This window comes from Streptomyces sp. NPDC049040 (assembly GCF_043197715.1).
Classification (GTDB): Bacteria; Actinomycetota; Actinomycetes; order Streptomycetales; family Streptomycetaceae; genus Actinacidiphila.
Genome location: NZ_JBICTO010000003.1, coordinates 707,058 through 729,348, shown reverse-complemented (window position 1 = coordinate 729,348; position 22,291 = coordinate 707,058). Strand labels below are relative to the sequence as shown.

At 74.5% G+C, this 22,291-nt stretch carries 20 protein-coding genes; 13 read left to right on the top strand and 7 right to left on the bottom strand.

All coding sequences use genetic code 11. The features are described from left to right. Window positions 1-207: 207 nt before the first annotated feature. Window positions 208-669, bottom strand: coding sequence for a hypothetical protein (locus tag ACGFMP_RS12435; RefSeq protein WP_393672077.1), 462 nt, complete (start codon window positions 667-669; stop codon window positions 208-210). A 133-nt stretch (window positions 670-802) separates the two neighbouring features. Next, the gene (locus ACGFMP_RS12430) at window positions 803-1,246 is read right to left on the bottom strand and encodes a cell division protein SepF (protein ID WP_393672076.1); all 444 of its coding nucleotides are present in this window, start codon (window positions 1,244-1,246) and stop codon (window positions 803-805) included. Between the two features lie 374 nt (window positions 1,247-1,620). Here ACGFMP_RS12430 and ACGFMP_RS12425 point away from each other — a divergent pair, with 374 nt between their 5' ends. From ACGFMP_RS12425 to ACGFMP_RS12405, 5 genes are all read left to right on the top strand, one after another. After that, complete coding sequence (locus tag ACGFMP_RS12425; RefSeq protein WP_393672075.1) at window positions 1,621-2,874, top strand: DUF5685 family protein; 1,254 nt, start codon at window positions 1,621-1,623, stop codon at window positions 2,872-2,874. Window positions 2,875-3,270: 396 nt separating this feature from the next. Further along, entirely contained in the window at window positions 3,271-4,287 is a 1,017-nt protein-coding gene (locus ACGFMP_RS12420) for an LLM class flavin-dependent oxidoreductase (protein WP_393672074.1), read from the top strand. 166 nt (window positions 4,288-4,453) lie between these two features. Beyond that, complete coding sequence (locus tag ACGFMP_RS12415) at window positions 4,454-5,155, top strand: LLM class flavin-dependent oxidoreductase (protein ID WP_393672073.1); 702 nt, start codon at window positions 4,454-4,456, stop codon at window positions 5,153-5,155. A 218-nt stretch (window positions 5,156-5,373) separates the two neighbouring features. Next, complete coding sequence (locus ACGFMP_RS12410; RefSeq protein WP_393672072.1) at window positions 5,374-6,405, top strand: S1 family peptidase; 1,032 nt, start codon at window positions 5,374-5,376, stop codon at window positions 6,403-6,405. 125 nt (window positions 6,406-6,530) lie between these two features. After that, on the top strand, window positions 6,531-7,490 hold the full coding sequence (locus ACGFMP_RS12405; protein WP_393672071.1) for a helix-turn-helix transcriptional regulator: 960 nt from the start codon (window positions 6,531-6,533) through the stop codon (window positions 7,488-7,490). A 12-nt stretch (window positions 7,491-7,502) separates the two neighbouring features. Here ACGFMP_RS12405 and ACGFMP_RS12400 read toward each other — a convergent pair whose 3' ends face one another. Both ACGFMP_RS12400 and ACGFMP_RS12395 read right to left on the bottom strand, forming a co-directional pair. Continuing rightward, complete coding sequence (locus ACGFMP_RS12400; protein WP_393672070.1) at window positions 7,503-7,964, bottom strand: PPOX class F420-dependent oxidoreductase; 462 nt, start codon at window positions 7,962-7,964, stop codon at window positions 7,503-7,505. Continuing rightward, window positions 7,961-8,566, bottom strand: coding sequence for an ArsR/SmtB family transcription factor (locus ACGFMP_RS12395; protein WP_393672069.1), 606 nt, complete (start codon window positions 8,564-8,566; stop codon window positions 7,961-7,963). Before ACGFMP_RS12395 ends, ACGFMP_RS12400 begins: the two co-directional genes overlap by 4 nt. 74 nt (window positions 8,567-8,640) lie before the next feature. Here ACGFMP_RS12395 and ACGFMP_RS12390 point away from each other — a divergent pair, with 74 nt between their 5' ends. The 4 genes from ACGFMP_RS12390 (at window position 8,641) to ACGFMP_RS12375 (ending at window position 16,152) form a co-directional block, all read left to right on the top strand. Continuing rightward, window positions 8,641-9,921 carry an MFS transporter gene (locus tag ACGFMP_RS12390; RefSeq protein ID WP_393672067.1) on the top strand — a complete coding sequence of 427 codons (1,281 nt, stop codon included), beginning with the start codon at window positions 8,641-8,643 and terminating at the stop codon, window positions 9,919-9,921. Window positions 9,922-10,355: 434 nt separating this feature from the next. Continuing rightward, the gene (locus tag ACGFMP_RS12385) at window positions 10,356-13,805 is read left to right on the top strand and encodes a DNA polymerase III subunit alpha (RefSeq protein ID WP_393672066.1); all 3,450 of its coding nucleotides are present in this window, start codon (window positions 10,356-10,358) and stop codon (window positions 13,803-13,805) included. Then, a complete protein-coding gene (locus tag ACGFMP_RS12380; protein WP_393672064.1) occupies window positions 13,802-14,893 on the top strand; it encodes an ImpB/MucB/SamB family protein in 1,092 nt (363 codons plus the stop codon). The genes ACGFMP_RS12385 and ACGFMP_RS12380 overlap by 4 nt, the downstream gene beginning before the upstream one ends. A gap of 404 nt (window positions 14,894-15,297) precedes the next feature. Then, window positions 15,298-16,152 (top strand): esterase/lipase family protein, encoded by an 855-nt coding sequence (locus tag ACGFMP_RS12375; RefSeq protein ID WP_393672062.1) that lies wholly within the window; start codon window positions 15,298-15,300, stop codon window positions 16,150-16,152. Here ACGFMP_RS12375 and ACGFMP_RS12370 read toward each other — a convergent pair. Then, window positions 16,145-16,519 carry a cupin domain-containing protein gene (locus tag ACGFMP_RS12370; RefSeq protein ID WP_393672060.1) on the bottom strand — a complete coding sequence of 125 codons (375 nt, stop codon included), beginning with the start codon at window positions 16,517-16,519 and terminating at the stop codon, window positions 16,145-16,147. The genes ACGFMP_RS12375 and ACGFMP_RS12370 overlap by 8 nt on opposite strands. Before the next feature lie 132 nt (window positions 16,520-16,651). Here ACGFMP_RS12370 and ACGFMP_RS12365 point away from each other — a divergent pair, with 132 nt between their 5' ends. The 3 genes from ACGFMP_RS12365 to ACGFMP_RS12355 all read left to right on the top strand — a co-directional run bounded on the left by ACGFMP_RS12365 (window position 16,652) and on the right by ACGFMP_RS12355 (window position 18,663). Then, window positions 16,652-17,098: a MarR family winged helix-turn-helix transcriptional regulator gene (locus ACGFMP_RS12365; protein WP_393672058.1), complete on the top strand. Its 447-nt coding sequence runs from the start codon at window positions 16,652-16,654 to the stop codon at window positions 17,096-17,098. 66 nt (window positions 17,099-17,164) lie between these two features. After that, the gene (locus tag ACGFMP_RS12360; protein ID WP_393672057.1) at window positions 17,165-18,295 is read left to right on the top strand and encodes a methyltransferase domain-containing protein; all 1,131 of its coding nucleotides are present in this window, start codon (window positions 17,165-17,167) and stop codon (window positions 18,293-18,295) included. Next, a complete protein-coding gene (locus tag ACGFMP_RS12355; protein WP_393672056.1) occupies window positions 18,292-18,663 on the top strand; it encodes a GntR family transcriptional regulator in 372 nt (123 codons plus the stop codon). Before ACGFMP_RS12360 ends, ACGFMP_RS12355 begins: the two co-directional genes overlap by 4 nt. Before the next feature lie 225 nt (window positions 18,664-18,888). Here ACGFMP_RS12355 and ACGFMP_RS12350 read toward each other — a convergent pair whose 3' ends face one another. Then, the gene (locus tag ACGFMP_RS12350; RefSeq protein ID WP_393672055.1) at window positions 18,889-20,298 is read right to left on the bottom strand and encodes a CoA transferase; all 1,410 of its coding nucleotides are present in this window, start codon (window positions 20,296-20,298) and stop codon (window positions 18,889-18,891) included. A gap of 171 nt (window positions 20,299-20,469) precedes the next feature. Further along, on the bottom strand, window positions 20,470-21,630 hold the full coding sequence (locus ACGFMP_RS12345; RefSeq protein WP_393672054.1) for a DUF5925 domain-containing protein: 1,161 nt from the start codon (window positions 21,628-21,630) through the stop codon (window positions 20,470-20,472). Window positions 21,631-21,902: 272 nt separating this feature from the next. Here ACGFMP_RS12345 and ACGFMP_RS12340 point away from each other — a divergent pair, with 272 nt between their 5' ends. Beyond that, on the top strand, window positions 21,903-22,166 hold the full coding sequence (locus tag ACGFMP_RS12340; protein ID WP_073501449.1) for a hypothetical protein: 264 nt from the start codon (window positions 21,903-21,905) through the stop codon (window positions 22,164-22,166). The last annotated feature ends 125 nt before the right edge of the window (window positions 22,167-22,291 follow it).

Genomic DNA, 22,291 nt, shown 5'->3' with positions numbered 1-22,291 from the left:
TCCAGAAGACTGTCGGAAGTGTCCCGATTGTTCCGGAGGTGTTGGGGTGTGCCCGGTCGACAGGCCGTAAGGATGCACCGCGGCGCGCGGGCGCGGACGCGCGCACGGCAGGACTCCCACCTGACGCAGGGGGTGGTGCCATCGGCACGGGCGGGTGGCGGCAGAAGGACGTCCGCAGGTGTCGCGGTCCTTCCTGCCATTTGCCGGTCAGGGTGGGCCCTGCCGGTCGGTGCCGCCGTTCTGCGCCAGGCGTGCCGCATGCGTGAGCGCACGCCGGACCAGCTGTGACAGCAGGCGCTTGGATGCCGCCAGGCCCAGTTCTCTTTGCCAGGGGGAGACCGTGTACCAGCCCCGGCCGGGATCGGTCAGGGGCGGGTAGGGCGCTGCGCGCTCAAGGATCTCGGGTGGCGCTTCGGGAAGGCGTACCAGGAGCGCGCTCGTGCCCCGGGCGACCACCGCAGCGATGCCGTCGGCAGCCAGCACAGGCAAGCCGTAGACCGCGAGGATCGGGCAGTGGGGGGCGAGGTCCGCGAGTCTTTCGGCGAGTTCGGGGTGTGCGTGCAGCTCCCACCCCTCGTAGGCGTAGTCACCGTGCCTCTGCGGAACGCCTTGTGCCCGTAGCTGTTCGAGCAGCGCCGCGTTCTGAGGCAGGTCGGGCAACAACGTCATGCCCGGAAAGGCTACGCACCGTTCGGCAGCAGGGGCACCCAGCCCCTGGGAAGGCCCTCGGGGCCGGCCATCGGCTCCCGTGCAGGCCGACCGCCCTCATGTACGCGGCCAGGCAGGCCGCGCACATGAGGGGCTAGTTCTGGTTGAAGAAGCCGTCGCCGCCGCGGCGGCTGTCGGCGTTGAGCACCGAGTAGTCGGCCGGGGTCAGCAGGAAGACCCTGGTGGCGACCCGCTCGATGGAACCGCGCAGGCCGAAGGTGAGGCCGGCGGCGAAGTCGACCACGCGCTTGGCGTCCGCGGACTCCATGCCCGTGAGGTTGACGATCACCGGCACACCCTCACGGAAGAGCTCGCCGATGCCGCGTGCGTCCCGGAAGCCGTCCGGGGTGACGGTGGCGATCCGCCGGCCCTGCTCGTGCGCGGCTTCGGTGGCGACCCGCACCCGCGGATCCGTCACCCAGGTGTCGGCGCGCTCGGAGCCCTCGCCGTAGTCGGCGTACTCCTCGTCGTAGTAACCCTCGCCACCGTTGTCGTCGACGAGGCCCAGCCAGGCACTCGCCCGTCGAACCGATCCCATGGACGCCTCCTCTCTCACACGCGGTCAGTACCGTCCGTCCGCAAGTCCTATCGTCGTCCATGAAGTGGATGATGCGCCAAGCGGATAGCCGCCACTCAGGCGAGTTGTGACGGTACTGGCACACACGATAGTGGCGTACCGTCAGCCCGCCCGAGGTGTAGGGAAGGTGACGATCCGATGGGAACGCATTTCACGTCCGGGTGACGGGCAGGGCCGTACGGCCCTGCGCAGGCCGTCTGCCCGGTTCTGCAGGTACCCATCATGCATTCCCTGACGATGATCCGACAGGCGATAACATGACCCGTGGCCGTTTGAAGGAGTTTCGGCGTGGCCCGCGGGAATTGCGGGACGCGCGGGGTCACCGGGGGGAATGAATGTTCGGCATCATCAGGCCGTGCCGCCACCGAATGTCGGAGGGAATGGCCGCATCCTGGCTCGCCCATCTGTGCGGGCTGTGCCTCGCGCTGCGGGACGGGCACGGGCAGGTCGCGAGAATCGCCACCAATTACGACGGCCTGATCATCTCCGTCCTCGTCGAGGCCCAGACGGCCGCGACCGCGGACCGGCGCAGGACCGCGGGGCCGTGCCCGCTGCGCGGCATGCGGACCGCGCCGGTCGCCACCGGCGAGGGCGCGCGGCTGGCCGCGGCCGTGTCGCTGGTCCTCGCGTCGGCCAAGATGCGCGACCACGTCGAGGACCGGGACGGCCTCTACCGGCGGCGCCCGGTCGCCGCCACGGCCCGCGGTGTGGCCCGCCGCTGGGACCGGGCGGGCGCCAGGACCGGCGGGGACCTCGGCTTCGACACCGCGGTACTGGTCGACGCGGCCGGCAGGCAGGCCGCGATCGAGGCGGCGGCCGGCCCCGGCACCCCGCTGCTTGCCGTCACCGAGCCGACCGAGACCGCCACCGCCGCCGCCTTCGCGCACACCGCGGTCCTCGCGGGATGTCCCGCCAACAAGCCGCCGCTGGAGGAGGCGGGCAGGCTGTTCGGACGGCTCGCCCATCTGCTCGACGCGGTCGAGGACCTGGCCGCCGACACCCGCTCGGGTGCCTGGAACCCGCTCACCGCGACCGGCACCGACCTCGCGGAGGCGCGCCGGCTGTGCGACGACGCCCTGCACGGCATACGGCTGGCCCTGCGCGACACCGACTTCGCGGGCTCGGCCGCCGGACGGCTGGCCCATGTGCTGCTGGTGCACGAGCTGGGCCGGTCGGTGGAGCGGGCCTTCGGCGCCGGAGGCTGCGCGCACGGGATACAGCCGCCTGCGGCTCCGCAGGCCGCGGGGGCCCCGGTGCAGGACAGCGGCAATCCCTTCGGCGGCAATCCCTACGCGCCTGGAGCGCCGGGCCAGAGCCCTTACGCGCCGGGCGGCCCCGGATTCCCCGGCGGCTTCCCGCCCCCGGAGCCGCCGCGGCGGCGGCGCGGGCTGCTGGCCGGATGCCTGGTCTACACGGGCCTGTGCTGCACCTGCCAGTTGTGCTGCGCCGAGCACGAGGACCCGTGGAACGGGCGGCGCAGGGATCCGTGGTGCGACGGCTGTGACGGTTGCGATGGCTGCTGTGACTGCTGCAACTGCTGTGATGGATGCGACGGTTGCGATTGCTGCGACTGCGGTTGCGACTGCTGAGCCGGCTCGTCGAGCCGGCGGCGCCGCGGCGGAGTCACACCGTGCGGGGAGCCCGAGGGAGGGGCGGAAGAGCGCGAAGCGAGCGTGTGTGAAGGCCGGACGATCCGTCGAGGCGGGTCAGTGGCCGCAACACGAGGCCGACCACACCCGACCGAAGTCGATGTGGTCGCGGGTGACGAGCCGGCAGCTGCGCATGGGGACAGTGCAGCAGCCGCTCCCGTGATCCGTCAACCACGGCGAGACGCGCTGTCCACGGACTGGACACGCTTGACAGCGGTCGACAACGGCGGCTTAGCCTTCGATGAAGCCCCTTGTGGCTCAGCCGCGTTGAGGGACGCGGCGGCTGTGTGTGAAGGCACCACCCGTGCCTCTTCCGCGTGTCGACGGAGCCTTCGCATGCCTGCCCACTCGTATCCCTCCGCACCCCCGCCGCCCGCTTCCGCCGTGCCGCACCGCCCCGGCCGCACCCTGCACCTGGCCGCGGCCATCGGCGGCGGCCGCGCGGGGCACGAGGGCGCGCACCATCGGGAGCTGGCCCGGCTCGCCGAGAGCGGCGGCCTCGACTTCGTCACGCTGGAATTCGGCGCCGCGGACGGTTGCGGGCCGCTGGAGGCGGTCGCCCAGCTGGCGGCGGTGGCGCCCGCGACGGCCAGGATCGGCGTGGTGCCCGCCGTGCCCTCAGGCGGCGCGGAGCCCGCGGACGTGGCCGCGGCCGTTGCCACCCTCGACTGGGTCAGCCGCGGCCGGGCCGGCTGGACGCTCGCGGTCCCGCCCGCACCACCGGCCACGAGAGGGCGCGGGCGGCAGCCCGAGCGGCCGGCGGCCGTGTGGCGGGCCGCCGCCGACACCGCCGACGCGGTCACCCGGATGTGGCGCGGCGGGCGCGGGCCGTGGTCGGCGCGGGCCGCACCGGTCACCGCGCTCGATGCCACCGAGTCCGGTGCCAGGGCCGTCGCCGCCAGGCATGCCGACATCGCCTTCGTCCGGGCGGCCCGGCCGGAGGGCGCCGGCCGGATCAGGGCCGACCTCCACCGGCTCGCCGCAGAGGCGGGCCGCGATCCCGACCGGCTGCTGGTGCTCGCCGACCTGTCGGTCGACCTCTGCGGCGGCGAGGCCGCCAGGGAACCGGGCGCCGAGACCGCGCTGCTGCCCGACGCGTCAGGCGGGGTGCTCTTCAGGGGCGGCCCCGTCGACCTGGCCGCCCTCATAGCGGACTGGCGGCGCCAGGGCGCGGTCGACGGCTTCCACGTCCGACCGGTGGAGGCGGGGCGCGACCTGGAGCGCTTCGTGAACGGCACGGCCGCCCTGCTCCAGCACCGGGGGCTCTTCCGCTCCTTCCACCCGGGTGCGACCCTGCGCGAACACCTCGGCCTCCACCGCCCGCCGCGCCCGGCCGCCCGGGTGCTCACATGACCGCGCGCCGTCCGCCCGCGGCGGGAGTGCCCCGGGGTGCGGGTGCGGGTGCCGGTGCGGCTGTCGGTGCGGCCGTCGGGGGCATGGTCCTGGCCGGCGGACGGGCCGCCGAGGTCGGGGTGCGCTGGTGACCGGCGGCCGGGCGGCCGCCCCGGGTGCACGGCAGGTGCATCTCGCAGTCGAGCTGCCGAGGGGCGGGCCAGGGGCGCCGGCGCCGGAGTTCGAGACGTGGGCCGCGCTCGCCAGGGCCGCGGAGCGCGGCCTGTTCGACTTCGTGCTGCTCACCGCCGGGGAAGGCGGAGCCACCGCCGACCGGGGCGGGCGCTGCGGGCCTGACCCGGTCACCGTGCTGCACGCGCTGGCCGCGGTCACCACCAGGATCGGCCTCGCCGTGGCTGTCCCGCCGCCGGATGCCGGGCGCGGATCGTACGAGCTGGCCCGCGGGATCGCCGCGCTCGACCGGCTCAGCGGCGGGCGCGCGGGCGGGCCGCCCTGGCGGTTCGGCGATCCGGCGGGCCCGCAGGGGCGGCCGGTGGCCATGGGGTTCGGCGGTACGGCCGAGGTGCTGCTCGCCGGGCGGCCGCCTGCGGGGCGGCGGGCGCGGGTGCTGTCCCGTGTCGACCTGGCCGCGGACGCCGCCGCGACTCCCGCGGCCGCGCGGGAATTCGCCGACCGCCTGCACGCGGGGGTGCAGAGCGCCGCGGCCGACGGCTTCGTGCTGCGCCCCGATCCGGCGGCCGCGGGCCGCGGCCTCGACGCGTTCGTCGACCGGGTGGTGCCGCTGCTCCAGGAGCGCGGGTCGCTGCGCACCGCCTACACGGGGGAGACGCTGCGCGACCACCTGGGCCTGCCGCGGCCGGTGCGGTAGCGGTGGAGCCCGGGTCATATGCCGTTGCGCCCGGCGCACTTGAGCCCGCCGGGTCGCGTGTGTTTCCAGCTGGTTTCCGGTACTCAGGCCCTCTTGTGTGTTCCCTGTGAGGCCTGAATACTCCCATGAGTGCCCGTCAGGCTGACAGCGCGTTCGTTTATCGGTGCGCCTGACAGTACATCGACAAAATTCCCCCTCCACCCCCACAGGAGGAACGAGTGAAGTCCACCCGACGCATACAACTCCTCGCCGTCACCACCGGCATGCTCGCCGCGAGCGCGTTCGCCCTTCCGTCCGCCGGCGCCGCGTCCTCCGGCGCCGCGAAGGCGACCCCGGAAGCCGCGGTGTCGCTCGCCGCCCACCTCGGTGCCGACCGCACCGCGGGCACGTACTACGACAGCTCGACCAAGACCACCGTCGTCAACGTCACCAGCCAGGCCGCGGCCGACACCGTCCGTGCCGCGGGCGCCACACCCCGCCTGGTCACCCACAGCGCCGCCCAGCTCGCCAAGGCGGGCGACACCACCAAGGCCGCCGACATCGCCGGCACCGCCTGGTCGGTCGACCCCCGCTCCAACACCCTGGAGATCAACGCCGACAGCCGGGTGACCCCCGCCCAGCTGGCCGCGCTCACCAAGGCCACCGCGTCGTACGGCGACGCCGTCCGCATCACCCGGGTGTCCGGCACCTTCAGCAAGCTGCTGTCCGGCGGCGACCCGGTCCTCACCAACAGCTGGCGCTGCTCGGTGGGCTTCAACGTCCGCAGCGGCAGCACGTACTACTTCCTGACCGCGGGCCACTGCACCAAGGGGCTGCCCGCCTACTACACGAGCTCAGGTACGTACATCGGCCCGACGGTGGGCAGCAGCTTCCCCGGCAACGACTACGGCATCGTCCGCTACGACAGCTCCGTCGCCCATGACGGCACCGTCGGCAGCCAGGACATCACCAGCGCCGCGAACGCCTTCGTCGGCGAGTCCGTCAAGCGCCGCGGCTCCACCACGGGCATCCACAGCGGCACGGTCCAGGGCCTCAACGCCACCGTCAACTACGGTGCCGACGGGATCGTCTCCGGCCTGATCAAGACCAACGTCTGCGCCGAACCCGGCGACAGCGGCGGCTCACTCTACGACGGCGCCAAGGCCATCGGCCTGACCTCGGGCGGCAGCGGCAACTGCAGCTCCGGCGGTACGACCTACTTCCAGCCGGTCACCGAGGCGCTCAGCGCGTACGGGGTCAGCGTCTTCTGACGCACCCGCTCTCCCGTCCGCTCGCGCCCCCGCCGTGCCCCTGCGCGGCGGGGGCGTACGCGTCCGCCGTCCAGCGGCCTTCCTCGCGGTCAGTGGCTGTCCGCGACCGCTGGCACACTGGCGGAATGCTGGAAACCTCCGCACGGCTGCTGCGCCTGCTGTCGCTGCTCCAGTCCCGCCGCGACTGGACGGGCCCGGAACTGGCGGACCGGCTCGACGTCACCGCGCGCACGGTCCGCCGCGACGTCGAGCGCCTGCGGGCGCTCGGCTACCCGGTGCACGCGGCCCCCGGCACCGCGGGCGGCTACCGGCTGGGCGCAGGCGCCGCACTCCCGCCGCTGCTGCTCGACGACGAGGAGGCGGTGGCCGTCGCGCTGTGCCTGCGCACCGGGGCCGGCGGCACCGTCGAGGGCATCGAGGAGACCTCGGTCCGCGCGCTGACCAAGCTCGAACAGGTGCTGCCGTCCCGGCTGCGGCACCGCGTCCAGTCGATGCAGGCCGTCACCGTGCAGTCCCGCCGCCCCGGCCCGACCGTCAACCAGCAGGTGCTGACCGTGCTCGGCGCCGCCTGCCGGGACCGCGAGAAACTGCGCTTCGACTACCTCGACCACGGCGGTGCCGCCAGCCACCGCACGGTCGAGCCGTACCGCCTGGTGCACCACGGCCGCCGCTGGTATCTGCTCGCCCACGACACCGACCGCGACGACTGGCGCACCTTCCGGGTCGACAGGATCGAGCCCAAGTCCCCCACGGGGCCCCGCTTCACCCCGCGCGAACTGCCCGAGGACGCGGCCGCCTACGTCGCCAAGGGCGTCACCTCGCGGGCCTACCGCTACCAGGCGGTGATCGTCCTGCACACCTCCGCGGAATCGCTCGCACAGTACGACTGGTCGGGCTTCGGCACCGTCACCCCGGTCGACGGCCTCAGCTGCGAACTGCGCACCGGCTTCGAGTCGCTGGACGCGCTTGCGATGTACGTCGGCATGCTCGGCGTGGACTTCGAGATCAGGGAGCCGCCCGAACTCGCCGACCACCTGCGGACGGTGGCCGCCCGGCTGACCCGGGCGGCGGGAACCGCCGGCTGACCCGCCGGCCGGTCAGTCCAGCGGACCGCTGAACGGCCCGGCCGCGCCCGCCCCGTACACCCGGTCCGCGCGCAGGCTGATCACCAGCCGCCGGTCGGCGACCATCGCGGCACGGTATTCGTCCCAGTCCGGGTGCTCGCCCGCGATCGCCCGGTAGACGTCGATCAGCTCCTCGACCGTCGCGTCCCGCGGCTCCGCGGCCACCGGGGTCAGCTCGGCGTCGCCCTCGGCGACCAGATACGCCCGCATGTCGGGCGTGCCGACGTAGAAGCCGGCCCGCGGGTCCCGGCGCAGGTTGCGGGTCTTGGCGCGGTCGTCGGTCGCCGAGATGCGGATCGTCCGCGTGGCGTCCTCGTAGGTGAAGGCCACGTTGGACAGCTGGGGCCTGCCGTCCTTCTTCAGGGTGACGAGCACCCCGGTGCGCTGCGTGCGCAGCAGCTGGAGCAGGTTGTCGGTGGCGGAGTCCTGGCTCATGGTCGCTCCTCGGGGTCGTCCGGCCCACGGGTGTCGGCCGGCTCGCGAGTGTCCGGTTCCTGGTCGTACGGGATCGGGGCGTGCGGCTCCGCGCCCTCGGGTTCCGCGAGGGGGAACACCATCACCGTCGCGCCGATTCCGACCGTGCCGGGGGCGTGCGGGGCCCGGGCGGCGTCGTGCAACTCGCCGAAGAGCGCGGCCAGCCGGTGCCTGAAATCCGTCCACACCTCGGGCGCCACCCACAACTCCGCGTCCGAGGTCACCCCTTCGGCGCCGGGCTCCCGGCGGCCCGCGCGATCCCGCAGGTTGTGGGCCATCGCCTCGGCGATCAGCCGGACCCCCTCGTGGCGCTGGTCCGACAGCGGGGACCCGTGCACCGCCCGGTAGCGGCGCTCCCGCCCGCCGCGGTTGGCCCGCACCTCGGCCAGCTCCACCAGGCCGACCGCGTCGAGGCGGCGCAGGTGCTGGCTGGCGAGCGCGTGCGAGATGCCCAGCTCGCGGGACAGCTCGGCGGCCGACAGCGGCACGTTCCAGACCAGGGACACGATACGCAGCCGCACCGGATGGGCGAGGGCGCGCAGGAGAGGATCGGTGGCGGTCATACGCCCATTACACCGCTGCCGGCGATCCGGTGCGGAGATTGTCCAGCAGACTCCCAAGCAATAGGTTGGGAGTCATGACGGTGCGGAAGGTACTGCGGGACCGGGACGCGGCGACGTATCTGGGCGGGGTCCTGGTCTCCGGGTTCGGGGACTCGGCGATGCTGCTGGTCGCCGGTGTGTGGGTGAAGACGCTGACCGGATCGAGCAGCCTGGCCGCCGCGGTGACCTGCTGCGTCTGGGTGCCCGCCCTGGCGGGACCGCTGCTGGGCACCGTCGCCGACCGGTTCCGCCGCCGGCGGCTGCTGATCGCCGTCAACGCCGCTCTCGCCGCGCTGCTCCCGGTGCTGCTCGCGGTCCGCTCGGGACGGGACGTCTGGCTGCTCCTGCTGGTGCTCACCGCGGTCGGCGCCGCTTCCGTGCTCTGCGACGCCGCCGAGGCGGGGCTGGTCGCCAGCGCCGTGCCGGCCGGGCTGCGCGGCGACTTCAACGGCCTGCGGATGACCGTCAACGAGGCCATGAAGCTGCTCGCCCCGCTGGCCGGCGCGGGCCTCTTCCTGCGCTGGGGCGGCGGCGCCGTCGCCCTGCTCGACGCCGCCACCTTCGTGCTGGCCGCACTGGCCTTCCGCGCGCTGCGGATCCGCGAGGAGCCGCCCGCCCCTGCGGCCGGCGGCTGGCGCGAGCAGACCGCCCAGGGGGTGCGCGCCCTGCGCGGCAACCCGCCGCTGCTGCGCCTGGTGGGCGCGGGGTCCGCCGCCATGCTGCTGTCCGGGATCAGCAGCGCCGCGATCTACGAGCTGGCCGACGCCGGCCTGCACCGCCCGCCCGCCTTCGTCGGCGTGCTCTACGCGGTCCAGGGCGCGGGCTCGATCATGGCGGGAACCGTGGCCGGCGCCGTCATGCGCCGGCTCCCGGAGCACGCCTTCGCCGCCGTGGGCCTGCTGCTCTTCACCGCGGGCGCCGCCGTACGGGCCGTGCCGTCGCTGCCGGTGGTGCTCGCCGGGACCCTGGCGATCGGCGTCGGGCTGCCCTGGGTGATCGTCGCGGCCTTCACCGCCGTGCAGCAGCACACCGAGCCCGCCCTGGTCGGCCGGGTGGCCGCCGCCGCGGGCACGCTGGTCTTCGCGCCCACCGCGGTGGCCGCGGCGCTCGGCGCGGTCCTGGTCGCGCTGGTCGACTACCGGGTGCAGCTGGGCGCGGTCGCGGTGGCCGGTGCGGCGGCGGCCTGGCTCCTGCTGCTGCGCCGCCCGCGGACCCCCGGGGTGAGGCCCGCACCCGAGGCGCCCCCCGTGGCGGGGACCGTACCCGGGCCCAGGCGCGGGGCCGGCGCGGACGGCGACCGGGGCCGTACCGGCTGAAGGCCCGGGGCCGTCAGCCGTACCGGGCGGCCCGGCGACCCTGAAGGACCCGGGGCCGTCCGGGTCGCCGGGCTGCCCGGTACGTGGGTGCCGCCGCGCCCTGCCCGCCGCCTGTCGCCCGCGGGTCGCCCCCGGCTTCGAACGGGCGGCGGGCCCTGGCCGGTCGTGCCCCGGGGCGGCGGTGCCGCCGCGCGGGTCGTGATGAACCTCATCGGTCGCGGCGGGCCTCGCGCTGCCCGGCGCCAAGTCGGCTGCCGGGCCGGGGAGATGAAGCAGAACCACTGGATCCGGCCAGCGTTTTCGACGGTCCGATCGTCCGGTGCCGGCGCGTTCGACTCGCTGACCTGGGATGACCGCGCTAAGCTAATCGAACGAACGTACGAGGAACGTATCGGGCGGATGGCTGAAAAGGGGTGGAGTGGTGGAGGTGCGGCATGGCGGGCTTCGCCCATCTGCACGTCGCGTCCGGTTACTCCGAGCGGTACGGCGCCGCCCACCCCGAACAGCTCGCCCGGCGGGCGGCGGAACGCGGCATGACGGCACTGGCGCTGACCGACCGGGACACCGTCACCGGGGCGGTGCGGTTCGCGCAGGCGTGCGCGGAAGCGGAGGTGCGGCCGGTCTTCGGGATCGACCTCGCCGTGGCGCCACTCGCTCCGCCGCCCCCCGCCCAGCGGCGCAGGACCCCGGTACGCGGCGGCGCCCACGTGGTCGAGCCGCCGCTGCGGTTCGTGCTGCTCGCCCAGGACGGCCAGGGCTGGGCCCGGCTGTGCCGGATCACCAGCGCCGCCCACGCCGGCACGGCGAGCGGGGCCGCCCCCGTGCAGGTGCCGTGGGAGGCGCTGCGCGAGCACGGCGGCGCCGGCCTGACCGTGCTGCTCGGCCCGCTCTCGGAGCCGGCGCGGGCGCTGGCCGCCGGGCGGGAGGATCTCGCGGTGCGACTGCTGCGGCCGTGGTGGGAGGTCTTCGGTGACGGCTTGCGCCTCGAAGCGGTCGTCCACGGCCGGTCAGGGACCGGCCCCGGGTCGCTGCGGCTGGCCGCCCGCACCCTCGCGCTCGCCGACAGGACCCGCACCACCGCCGTCCTGACCAACGCCGTCCGCTACGCCGACCCCGACCAGCACCGCCTCGCCGACGTCCTGGACGCGGCGCGGCTGCTGCGGCCCATCGACCGGCGCCGGCTGGACGGCGGGCAGCGCTGGCTCAGGGGCGAGGCGGAGATGGCCCGGGTCGCGCAGGAGATCGCCGAATGCGCCGGCGCGGGCCCGCACAGGGCCGGCCGCCTGCTCGCCGACACCGCCGCGGCCGCGGCGGCCTGCACCCTCGACCCGGGAGCGGACCTCGGGCTCGGGGCCCGGCACTTCCCGGAACCCGAGGTCGTCGGAGCCGGCCCGCGCGGCGCCGCCGAAGTCCTGCGGGAGAAGTCCATGGCGGGTCTGGCCCGGCGCGGCCTGGACCGCGACCGGGCCGCACGCGAGCGGATGGCGGATGAGCTGGACATCATCACCCGGCTGGGTTTCGACGCGTACTTCCTCGCCGTCGGCCAGGTGGTCGCCGACATCCGCGAGCTGGGCATCCGGGTCGCGGCCCGCGGCTCGGGCGCGGGGTCGATGGTCTGCCATGCGCTGGGCATCGCCACGGCCAACCCGCTCGACCACCGGCTGCTGTTCGAACGCTTCCTGAGCGTCCGGCGCGACTCGCTGCCCGACATCGACATCGACGTGGAGTCGGCGCGCCGGCTGGAGTGCTACGACGCGATCTTCCGCCGCTTCGGCCATGAGCGGGTCGCGGTCACCGCGATGCCCGAGACGTACCGGGCCCGCAGGGCGCTGCGCGACACGGGCCTCGCCCTGGGGATCGCCCCCGACGAGGTGGACCGGATCGCCAAGAGCTTCCCGCACCTGAGGGCGTCCGACATCACCGGTGCCCTGGCCGAGCTGCCGGAACTGCGCGGGCTCGCCGCCGAGGCGTCCAGGTACGGGCCGCTGTGGGAGCTGGCGCAAGGGCTCGACTCGCTCGTCAACGGCATGGCCATGCACCCCTGCGGTGTGATCATCAGCGACGCCACCCTCCTGGACCGCCTCCCGGTGCAGCCCACCCCGCAGGGCGACTACCCGATGGCGATGGCGGCGAAGGAGGAGGTCGAGGCGCTGGGCAACATCAAGCTCGATGTGCTGGCCGTGCGGATGCAGTCCGCGATGGCGCACGCCGTCGCCGAGATCGAGCGGGCCACCGGCGACCACGTCGACCTGGACGACCCGCGGCAGGTGCCGCTGGACGACGTCTTCGCCTTCAAGCTGATCCAGGAGAGCCGGACGATCGGCATGTTCCAGCTGGAGTCACCCGGCCAGCAGGACCTGCTGTCCAGGATGCAGCCCAGGGACGTGCAGGACGTCATCGCCGACATCAGCCTCTTCCGCCCGGGACCGGTGGCCGGCGGCATGCCCGAGCGGTACATCGCCGCCCGGCACGGCGGCACACCGCACTACGCCCACCGCGATCTGGAGCCGGTGCTCTCCGACACCTACGGCGTGACGATCTGGCACGAGCAGGTCATCGAGACGCTGGACGTGATGACCGGGTGCGGGAGGGCCAGGGCGGAGGTCGGCAGGCGGCTGCTCGGCGACCGGGAGAAGCTGCCGCAGATCAGGGACTGGTTCCACCGCGCCGCCGCCGCCCGCGGCTATGACGCGCAGGTCCGCGACGAGGTGTGGGCGACGGTCGAGTCGTTCGGCGCGTACGGCTTCTGCCGGGCGCACGCGGTCGCCTTCGCCGTCCCGGCCCTCCAGTCGGCCTGGCTGAAGGCGCACCACCCGGCGTTCCTGCTGGCGGGACTGCTGGAGCACGACCCCGGCATGTGGCCCAAGCGGGTGATCGTCTCCGACGCCCGCCGGCACGGGGTGCCGGTGCTGCCGGTGGACGTCAACCTCTCCCGCACGGAGCACATCGTCGAGCGCGCGGAGAACGGCCGGTGGGGGGTGCGGCTCGCGCTGTCAGGAGTGCGCGGGATCAGCGAGGAGGAGTGCGCGCGGATCGCCGCCGGCAGCCCGTACGGATCGCTGTCCGACTTCTGGCAGCGGGCAAGGCCCAGCCGCCCGGTGGCCGAACAGCTCGCAGGAATCGGGGCGTTGGACACCCTGCACGACGGGCGGCTGACCCGGCGCGACCTGCTGCTGCAGATCGCCGAACTGCACCGGCAGTCCCGCACCAGGACCGCGGCCGCGGGGCAGCTGCCGCTCACCGCCGACGCGATCGGGGCCGCGGAGCCCGGCGGGCTGCCCGAGATGACGGGGCGGGAGGCGCTCGGCGCGGAGCTGCACACGCTCGGCATCGACGTCTCCCGGCACCTGATGGAATACCACCACCGGCTGCTGCGGGAGGTCGGCGCGACGGACGCCGCCCACCTGGCCGACCTGCGGGCAGGGCAGCAGGTCCTGGTCGCCGGGGTGCGCGCCTCCACCCAGACCCCGCCGATCGCCAGCGGCAAGCGCGTCATCTTCGTCACGCTCGAGGACGGCTCGGGGCTGGTCGACCTGGCGTTCTTCGAGGACTCCCACGAGCGTTGCGCGCACACGGTCTTCCACTCCGGGCTGCTGCTGGTCCGCGGGACGGTGCAGGTCCGCGGGACCCGGCGGACCGTCGTCGGCAGCATGGCCTGGGACCTGGAGGAGGTCGCCGCCGCGCGCCGCGACGACGGCCCGGAGGCGGCCCTGGCACTGCTCGGGGCGAACCGTCCGCAGCCCACTCCCGCCCAGCCGCGCCGCACCCTCGCCGACGGGACGGCGGGCGCCCGGCTGCATCCCTACGCCGATCTGCAGCCCGCCGGCAGCCGCTCGGCCGACCTGCGGAAACTGGGGCACCGCAGCCCGGGGAGCGCGGGATGAGCGCGCGCCACATCGCCCATCTGCACCTGCACGGCGACCTCGGCGAGGAAGCGTACGCGCAGGTGCTGGAGCTGCTGAGCGGGATCACCCCGCATGTCCAGGCCTTCCCGCCCGACGCGGTGCAGCTCGACCTGACCTCGGCGCTGCGCTACTTCGACCGGGGCCCCTACGAGGTGGTGCAGATGGCGAGGATGCGGGTCGCGGCCCACCACGGCATCGAGACCAGCGCGGGGCTGGCGGGGAACCCGATGCTGGCCGCCATGGCCGCGGCGGCCTCGCCGCCCGGGCACACCACACGCATCCCGGGCGACCGGGCGGCGGTGGCGGCCTGGCTGGGACCGCGGCCGGTGGCCGCGCTGCCCGGCGTCGGCCGGGCCACCGCCGCCGCACTCGGCACCTACGGGCTGCGCACCATCGGCCAGGTGGCGGACACTCCGGCCGTCACCCTCCAGCGGATCCTGGGTGCCGCTCCCGCGCGGCTGCTCGCCGAACGGGTCCTGGGCCACGACCCCCGCCCGGTCACCCCGCAGGCCCCCGCGGCCCGCGTGACCGCCGACCTCGTACTCGACCGCGACTGCCTCGACCCCGTACGGCACCACCGCGCCGTGCTCGGCCTTGCCGAGGAGCTCGGCCGCAGGCTGCGGAACGAGGCGCAGGTCACCGGCCGGCTCACGCTCACCCTCAGGTACGCCGACCGGAGCGCCACCACCCGGACGCGTGCGGTGCCGGAGCCCACCGCCCACTCGCCCCTGCTGACCGCCACCGCCGTGGGCATCCTGACCTCGTTCGGCCTGCAACGCGCGCGGGTGCGCGGCTACGTCCTCACTGCGGACCGCCTGCGGCCGGTCGCCGAGGCCACCCGCCAACTCAGCCTGGACTCCGCCGACACCCGCGCCCGCGCCGTCGAGGCCGCGGCCGACCGGGCCCGCCGCCGCTTCGGCCCCCATGCCGTCCACCCGGCCACGCTGGCCGTGCCCCTGCCAGGCGAGGCGGTGTCCGAGGCCGGGCCGACGAGTGAACCGTCCGTGCCCGGCCGCCTCAAGGGCGGAGCCGATCCGTCCCGGCGGCCTGGCGCAGGCCGCCGCTGAGGAGGGCGGCCAGGCCCCTGCCGCCGGGGGCTCCCTCGTCCGCCGCGGGCATGCACAGGCCGGCAGCGGCACAGTGCAGGTCTCCGGCACCGGCGCCCGGCCGGATCTCACCTGAGGCCGTCCCGGCTCGGGGCAGCGATCCGGGAGCGGGCCCGATGCCACGTCAGGAACCAGCGGGGCAGGGCTTGGAGTCCGCCCGGCGAACGCATGGGCCGCCCGCCGCGCCCCGCCCGACCGTGCACAGCTGACGCAGCGTGGGATCCAGGCCATGGATTTTTTACCCGCGCGTAACTAGCCCTCTCCTTCCTACTCGTGCGTAACTTGTCATGAGCCCGGCAAGTCAGTGATCCGGATCACAGGGCGAGCGTGCATCCCCCCATGTCCCTGACCTGCGAGGAGATCCTATGAAGCTGCCCTGGCGCCGGCTCCTGGCCGCGCTCTCACTCACCGCGGCGGCGGTGATGGTCCCGACCGCTGCCGCGTCCGCCGGCTCTGCGCCCTCCAGCGGCTGGAACGACTTCTCCTGCCGCCCCTCGGCGCAGCACCCCCGCCCGGTCGTCCTGGTGCACGGCACCCTCGCCAACGGCACCGACAACTGGCTGGTCCTCGCCCCCTATCTGGTCGATCGCGGCTACTGCGTCTACTCCTTCGACTACGGCATGCTGCCCGGTGAGAACCTGATCGGCGGCCTCGGCCCGATCGCCGACTCGGCCCAGCAGCTCTCCGACTTCACCGACCGGGTGCTCACCGCGACGCACGCCGCCAAGGCCGACCTCGTCGGCCACTCGCAGGGCGGCATGATGCCGAACTACTACCTGAAATTCCTCGGCGGCGCCGCCAAGGTGAACGCCCTGGTCGCGCTGGCGCCCGACAACCACGGGACCACCCTGGACGGCCTGACGAAGCTCCTCCCGTACTTCCCCGGAGCGGCGGACCTCCTCCAGGGCACCCTCCCGGGCCTGGCCGACCAGGTGGCCGGATCACCCTTCATCCGCACGCTCAACGCCGTCGGCGACACGGTGCCGGGAGTGCACTACACCGTGATCTCGACCATCTACGACGAGGTCGTCACCCCGTACACCACCCAGGCGCTGTCCGGGCCCGACGTGCACAACGTCCTGCTCCAGCACCTGTGCGCGGTCGACGTCTCCGAGCATGTCGCGATCGGCCTGACCGACCGCATCGCCTTCCACGAGGTGGCCAACGCGCTGGATCCGGCGCACGCCACCCCCACGAACTGCCTGTCGGCCCTCAGCTAGCCCACGGCGGGGATATCCGCGAACCGTCGGGCAGTGTGGCTGTCAGCCCGACGCTCGTGGTGACCCACATCCCGGCCGGCTCCTCCGTCGGATTGGCGACGCCGAGGGTGGAGCCGGCCGGTGCGATCGCCACGTCCCCGACGCCCAGCAGCCGTGTGCTGCCGTCGATCGTGAGCTCCACGGAACCGGACAGCACGAGGAAGACCTCCTCGCGGCTGATCGTGTGGACCTGCCCGCCGCTCCCGGCCGGCACCTCCCCGCGCCAGGCGCACAACTCCTTGCTGCCCAGCGCCGATGCGGCATAGGACACGAAGCGCACCCCGTGCAGCTCGTGGGCGACGGCCTCGTCCGCGGTGATGAATGGCATGACAACCCCCAGGAAAACGGATCCGGTCAGCTCGAAAGGCAAGAAATTTGCGCAAGAAACTTACTCAAGGAACTTGCTCAAGCTTCTTTCCTACATACTCAAGCAGCTTGCCCACTGTGTCAAGCTGCTCCCATGAAGTACTCCGATGCGATGAGCCTGACCGCCGCACTCCTCAGCGCGACGGGATCACTCGTCCAGGACATCCACACCGGCGTGGCGGCCCACGGCTTCGACGACATCCGGCCCACGCACGGATTCGTCTTCACCCGGCTCGCCCCCGACGGCGCGACGGTCACCCAGATCGCCACGCACCTCGGCTTCACCCGGCAGGCGGCCAGCCAGATCGTCGACGAACTGGAGCTCAAGGGCTACGTGGAGCGCCGCCCGCACCCCGACGACGCGCGGGCCCGCCTCGTGCTGCTCACCGAACGCGGCTGGCGCTGCACCCGCGCGGCCGAGGCCTCGGCCGCGGAGGCGGTCAGGCCGTGGGTCGAGATGCTGGGCGAGCGACGGCTGCTCGCGCTGCGCGACGAGCTGGTCAGGCTCGCCCCGGCCGGCCCGATCCGCCCCAGCTGGTGAGCGGGGCCGGCCCGCGCCGGGAGCCGGCCCCGGCCGTTGTCGGTGCCGGGTGACACGCTGGCCCCCATGACCACCGACACCGCGGGGCGGCGGTTCTGGGACGCCGCGGCCGACCGATTCGACGAGGAGCCCGACCACGGCCTGCGCGACCCGCGGGTCAGGGAGGCCTGGGCGATACGGCTGCGGTCCTGGCTGCCCGGTGCGCCCGCCGACGTACTCGACCTCGGCTGCGGCACCGGCAGCCTCGCGCTGCTCGCGGCGCTCGACGGCCACCGGGTCACCGCGGTCGACCTGTCGGAGCGGATGGTCGCGCGGGCCCGCGAGAAGCTGGCCGGCACCGGAGCGCAGGCGCTCGTCGGCGACGCCGTCCGGCCGCCGGTGCGCGACCGGCGCTTCGACGCGGTGCTGGTCCGCCACGTGCTGTGGACGCTGCCCGACCCGGCCGCGGTGCTCCGCCACTGGGCGCGGCTGCTGCGTCCAGGCGGCAGGCTCGTGCTGGTCGAGGGCCGCTGGGGCACCGTCAGCCCGGCCGGCATCCGCGCGGAGACCCTCGCCGGCCTGACCGCCGGCCTCGGCGGGTCCACCACCATCGAGCAGCTGGGATCCGACCCCGCGCTGTGGGGCCGCGAGGTCGCGGACGAGCGGTATGCCGCCGTGGTCAGGCCGGCCCCGCCGCAGCGGCACACCGAGGTCGTCGACGTCCACCTGATCCTGCTGCGCGGCCGGGACGTCCTGCTCGCCCGCCGGGCGGGCACCGGATACGCCGACGGGCTGCTGCACGCGCCGTCAGGGCACCTGGAGGACGGCGAGGACGTCAGGGCCGGGATGATCCGGGAGGCGGCCGAGGAGATCGGCGTCGACCTGGCACCGCACGAGGTGGAGGCGGCGGTGGTGATGCAGCACCGCGGCCCCGGCGGCATGCCCAGGATCGGCTGGTTCTTCACCGCCAGGCTCGCGGCGGGCGCGGAGCCGGTCAACCGCGAGCCGGACAAGTGCTCGGGCCTGGGCTGGTATCCGCTGGACGACCTGCCCGACGACATGGTCGCCTACTGCCGCGCGGGCCTGGACGCCTACCGCGCGGGAGTGCCCTTCCTGACCCACCTGCACGAGAGCGGCGACCCGATCGTCCACGACCCGGCCGGGGAGGACCGGTCCGTCCCGCTGGCAGCGCCCGTTGTGCCAGGATCCCCGCTATGACGCTGGAGATCACCATCGACGCGGAGTCGGCCGTCGCACCGTACGAGCAGTTGCGCGCCCGGATCGCGGAGGAGGCGCGCACCGGCCGGCTCCCGGTCGGCTACAAGCTGCCCACCGTGCGGGGCCTGGCCGAGCAGTCGGGGCTCGCGGCCAACACCGTGGCCAAGGCCTACCGGGCGCTCGAGGCGGACGGCGTGATCGAGACCCGCGGCCGGCACGGCACCTACGTGGCGGCGGCCGACGCCGCTGCCCGGGAGGCGGCAGCGGCCGCGGCGGCGTACGTGGAGCGCAGCCGACGGCTCGGCCTGGACCGCGGGGCCGCCCTCGCCGCCGTGCAGGAGGCGCTGCGCGCCGCGTACGGGGATTAGCCCAGGCCTCCAGGGGTGGTTACGGGACCCCTTCGGGCCGGCGCGGCACCATGGGCCTGGTCGAGCGGCCCCGGACGAGCCGCGAGCCGGCCCGCCCGCACACCGGCCCGCCCGTACACCGGCTGCCCGTTTATCGGCGTGCCCGACGCACCCGCCCCGCACGGCACCACCCGGTGCCCGGACCGGGCCCGGCGCCCCGTCAGGGACGGGCAGGACCGGGGCCTCTCACCAGCGGGGCGGGTCGGCGGCCGGCCGGCTCGGCGGCCGGGACCAGGTGGCTGGCGCACCGTCGTAGTCGATCGGCGGAAGGGCGTGACGGATGGTCCCCATCGGCGAGCCGGTCACGGTGAGCCGGTGACCGATGTCCGGGATGCGGCCGACCGGTGGGGGAGTGCCGGCCGGGAGGCCTTCGAGCAGCAGGCAGGCCGTTCGGGCGAGGCCGGCCCCGAGCTGCCGCCCGCCGCCCGAGTGGTGGCGTTCGGTCAGCGCCCGCAGGACGGCCGCCGCGAGCAGGTAGCCGGTGCCGTGGTCCAGGTACTGGCCGGGCAGCGCACCGGGCCTGCCGGCCTCGTCCGCCTGGAGCAGGGCGATACCGCTCGCGGCCTGGACCAGGCTGTCGAAGCCCCTGCGGTCCGCCCAGGGCCCGTCGAACCCCCAGGCCGACAACCGCGCCACCACCAGCCCGGGGTGACGCTCCAGCAGAGCCTGCGCCGACAGCCCGTACCGGTCGAGCGAGCCCGGCCGGTATCCGGTCACCAGCACATCGGCGCCGGCCAGAAGCTCCTCGAAGGTCCGCAAGGAGGCCCGGTCCGCGAGGTCCAGAGCGGCAGAACGCTTGCCGAAGCCGGTGTCGGCCTGCGCGTCCCACAGTTCCGGCAGCCGGGGGGAGTCGATCCGCAGCACCCGGGCGCCGAGCAGGCCGAGGGTACGGGTGGCGACAGGACCCGCGATGACCCGTGTCAGGTCGAGCACCCGCACTCCCTCGGCCGGAAGGGCGGCGGGCGGCAGCACGCGGGCCGGGCCGCCGCCCGCCGTCCGGCGCTCGATCAGCGGCCGGCCGGCGACCCACCGGCCGGCGTCGCTCGCCGCCCACTGGGCCGCGGTGCGCACCTCGACGGCGAGACCGCCTCCGGCCCGCACGGCCTGCTCCGTCTCCGCGCCCGTCCGCGCCGCCAGCGCGGCGGCCACCCGGGCCGCCGACCCGTCATCGTCCCCGCGGTCGGTGACGCCCAGCGCGGCCAGCAGCCGGGCCCGGTGGTGCGGGTAGTTGGCGTGGGTGCGCAGCCAGCCGTCGGCGGTACGCCAGAATCGCGACAGCGGGGTGAAGGTCGCGCCCGGCCGTCCGTCGACCAGCAGGTGGCGCTCGCTGGTGAAGGCGGCCGCGACCGCGTCGTCGTCCACCCGGACGGCCGGCACGGTCCGCAGGCCGTTGCGGGTGGCGAGCAGTTCTGCCGCGGCCAGCGAGCACACCGCGGTGGCCGTACGGGCCAGGGCCGTCACCGGCACGGCGGCCGGCAGCCCGCCCGGCGGACCGTAGGCCACCCGTTCCGGCAGCGCGGGCGGCCCGCCGAGCACCGCCCACACCTGCCGCGTCGCCCGGTCGCACTCCGCCGCGTGTGTCGCCTCGGCCGTCATGCCCGCATTACAGCAGGTCCGCCGCACAGGAGGCCGCACCGGGAGGCCACCCGGCCGCGACCGCCGCGACGCGGTGGCGCCCCCACCCGCCCTCGCGGCGACCGCGTGACGGCACCAGCGGCACAGCGCACGGCACCAGCGGCACAGCGCCCCGCGTCACGGCAGCCGGCGTCACAGATACAGGCCGTCGGCGGCCTGCGCCGGGACCGGCAGCGCCGAGGTCGTACCGCGGCGCAGGGCGTACAGTTCGGCGAGGGTGGCGCCGTCACGGCCGATGCCCTCCGGGGTGCCCAGCCAGTTCACGGCCTCGTCCCGGTTGAGCGGGCCGACCTCGATCCTGGCCAGGCAGCGGCCGGGGCGGACCACCGCGGGGTGCAGGCGCTCCAGGTCCTCGTTGGTGGTGATGCCCACCAGCACATTGCGGCCCTGGCCGAGCAGGCCGTCGGTGAGGTTCAGCAGCCGGGACAGCGCCTGGCCGGTCTGGTGCTTGGCCTGACCGCGGATCAGCTCGTCGCAGTCCTCGAGCAGCAGCAGCCGCCAGCGGCCGCCGGCGGTGCCGTCGTCCTCGCCGATCGCGATGTCCATCAGGTAGCCCACGTCGTTGAACAGCCGCTCAGGGTCCAGGACGCAGTCGACCTGGCACCATTCCCGCCACGAGCGTGCCAGCGTGCGCAGCGCCGAGGTCTTGCCGGTGCCGGGCGGGCCGTGCAGCAGCAGCAGTCTTCCGGTGATGTCGTCGACGCTGAGCTTCATCAGGCCGTCCATCGCCTCGGCGACCTGCGCGGTGTAATTGCCGCGCAGCTCCTCCCAGGTGGCCGCGGAGATCTGCCGGGTGGTGCGGTGCGGCCCGCGGCGCGGCGAGACGTACCAGAAACCCATGGTGACGCTCTCCGGCTCCGGCTCCGGCTCGTCCTCCGCGTCGTCCACGGCGGACTTGAGCACCTGCTCGGCGAGTTCGTCGGTGAGAGCCGCCACGGTGACGTCCGCGCCGCGATTCCAGCGCGAGACCAGGATCGTCCAGCCGTCGCCCTCGGCGAGGGTGGCGCTGCGGTCCTTGTCGCGGGCCTGGCGCAGGACGGTGGCGTCCGGCGGCAGCAGGGTGAGTCCCGACTTGACGGTGTCGAGCGAGGCGCCCCTTGCGTACGGGTGCTCACCCGAGGTGAAGCGGCCGAGGAAGAGCGCGTCCACCACGTCGGACGGCGAGTCGCTGTCGTCCAGCCGCAGATGGACGGGAAGGGCGCGGTGCGGCTCGGTCGGTCCGACGGCCGGGGCCTTTCCTGGTCCTGGGGTGGACGGCACTTGCCTCCTCGGTTCACGGGGTGTGGCGGGCATGTGTCCATGATCCGGCACGCATGCCCTTTTGGCCCAGCCTTTTTCCTCCCGTTCGTGGCGCGCCCTGCCGCGGGCCGTGCGTGTCACCGACAGGGGCAGAACAGGTGTACGGTTCCTGCCACCGTCCGGACAAGGAAGGCCTGATCACCCCAACACCCTTGGGATGAAGGTGAATCGGGCATTCGAGCCGGACGGGGGATGCGCACGTGACGCGGCGGGGCGATAGGGTTAGCCTGCCCGGGCCGGGTGCCCTCGTCAGGGTGGGGAGAGTCATGGAACAGATAGCGATGCACGGCAGGCCGAGAGTGCCTGCCATCAGTGCGGGAACGGGTGCGTCCAGTGCGCGTCTCGACCGGCACCTGGCGATACTGGCCGGGCCGGCCCTGCCGCAGCGCGAGACCGAGGAGGCGACCGTGCTGATGCGGGAGCTCACCTCGCGCAACACCGCCCACACCACGGCGAACCGCGGTGCCAGGGTCTCGCTCTTCGCCCCGCTGCGCCGGCTGCGCAGGTCGCTCTTCGGCAATCGCCGCTGAACGGTTTCCGCAACCAGCGCCGCTCTCCCGTTGGTGCTCCGGTGCGCCCGCGCCCACACTGCCGCCCCCGCCGTGCCCGCCTCTCCCCGCCGGCCGGCCCCGCGGCCGTGAGGGCCCGCGCCCCG

What these genes read in the sequence shown, in the direction of transcription:
- ACGFMP_RS12435 (WP_393672077.1), bottom strand. Translation starts at nt 669, where the DNA reads ATGACGTTGTTGCCCGACCTGCCTCAGAACGCGGCGCTGCTCGAACAG.
- ACGFMP_RS12430 (WP_393672076.1), bottom strand. Translation starts at nt 1,246, where the DNA reads ATGGGATCGGTTCGACGGGCGAGTGCCTGGCTGGGCCTCGTCGACGAC.
- ACGFMP_RS12425 (WP_393672075.1), top strand. Translation starts at nt 1,621, where the DNA reads ATGTTCGGCATCATCAGGCCGTGCCGCCACCGAATGTCGGAGGGAATG.
- ACGFMP_RS12420 (WP_393672074.1), top strand. Translation starts at nt 3,271, where the DNA reads ATGCCTGCCCACTCGTATCCCTCCGCACCCCCGCCGCCCGCTTCCGCC.
- ACGFMP_RS12405 (WP_393672071.1), top strand. Translation starts at nt 6,531, where the DNA reads ATGCTGGAAACCTCCGCACGGCTGCTGCGCCTGCTGTCGCTGCTCCAG.
- ACGFMP_RS12400 (WP_393672070.1), bottom strand. Translation starts at nt 7,964, where the DNA reads ATGAGCCAGGACTCCGCCACCGACAACCTGCTCCAGCTGCTGCGCACG.
- ACGFMP_RS12395 (WP_393672069.1), bottom strand. Translation starts at nt 8,566, where the DNA reads ATGACCGCCACCGATCCTCTCCTGCGCGCCCTCGCCCATCCGGTGCGG.
- ACGFMP_RS12390 (WP_393672067.1), top strand. Translation starts at nt 8,641, where the DNA reads ATGACGGTGCGGAAGGTACTGCGGGACCGGGACGCGGCGACGTATCTG.
- ACGFMP_RS12385 (WP_393672066.1), top strand. Translation starts at nt 10,356, where the DNA reads ATGGCGGGCTTCGCCCATCTGCACGTCGCGTCCGGTTACTCCGAGCGG.
- ACGFMP_RS12380 (WP_393672064.1), top strand. Translation starts at nt 13,802, where the DNA reads ATGAGCGCGCGCCACATCGCCCATCTGCACCTGCACGGCGACCTCGGC.
- ACGFMP_RS12375 (WP_393672062.1), top strand. Translation starts at nt 15,298, where the DNA reads ATGAAGCTGCCCTGGCGCCGGCTCCTGGCCGCGCTCTCACTCACCGCG.
- ACGFMP_RS12370 (WP_393672060.1), bottom strand. Translation starts at nt 16,519, where the DNA reads ATGCCATTCATCACCGCGGACGAGGCCGTCGCCCACGAGCTGCACGGG.
- ACGFMP_RS12365 (WP_393672058.1), top strand. Translation starts at nt 16,652, where the DNA reads ATGAAGTACTCCGATGCGATGAGCCTGACCGCCGCACTCCTCAGCGCG.
- ACGFMP_RS12360 (WP_393672057.1), top strand. Translation starts at nt 17,165, where the DNA reads ATGACCACCGACACCGCGGGGCGGCGGTTCTGGGACGCCGCGGCCGAC.
- ACGFMP_RS12355 (WP_393672056.1), top strand. Translation starts at nt 18,292, where the DNA reads ATGACGCTGGAGATCACCATCGACGCGGAGTCGGCCGTCGCACCGTAC.
- ACGFMP_RS12350 (WP_393672055.1), bottom strand. Translation starts at nt 20,298, where the DNA reads ATGACGGCCGAGGCGACACACGCGGCGGAGTGCGACCGGGCGACGCGG.
- ACGFMP_RS12345 (WP_393672054.1), bottom strand. Translation starts at nt 21,630, where the DNA reads ATGCCCGCCACACCCCGTGAACCGAGGAGGCAAGTGCCGTCCACCCCA.
- ACGFMP_RS12340 (WP_073501449.1), top strand. Translation starts at nt 21,903, where the DNA reads ATGGAACAGATAGCGATGCACGGCAGGCCGAGAGTGCCTGCCATCAGT.